The organism is Chryseobacterium sp. SIMBA_029 (assembly GCF_046535275.1).
In the GTDB taxonomy this organism is placed as follows: domain Bacteria; phylum Bacteroidota; class Bacteroidia; order Flavobacteriales; family Weeksellaceae; genus Chryseobacterium.
Window position 1 is genome coordinate 1 of sequence record NZ_JAWRXA010000891.1, and the last position, 233, is coordinate 233.

1 pseudogene is annotated in these 233 nt (G+C 41.2%); it reads left to right on the forward strand.

From position 1 onward, the window contains the following. A pseudogene (locus SB679_RS26415) lies at positions 1–233 on the forward strand (phospho-N-acetylmuramoyl-pentapeptide-transferase); the annotation flags it as partial.

Genomic DNA, 233 nt, shown 5'->3' on the forward strand with positions numbered 1-233 from the left:
GTTCCGGGATTAGGAATGTTGAAATACATCTCCTTCCGTGCCGGAATGGCTGTACTGTTCTCTTTAATTATTGCACTTGTTTATGGTAAAAGAGTGATCAATTACCTTAGAACAAAGCAGATGGGTGAATTAGTACGTGACCTTGGGCTAGACGGACAAAAGCAAAAAGAAGGAACACCTACCATGGGAGGTCTTATCATCATTTTGGCAACCATTATTCCGGTATTGCTGTT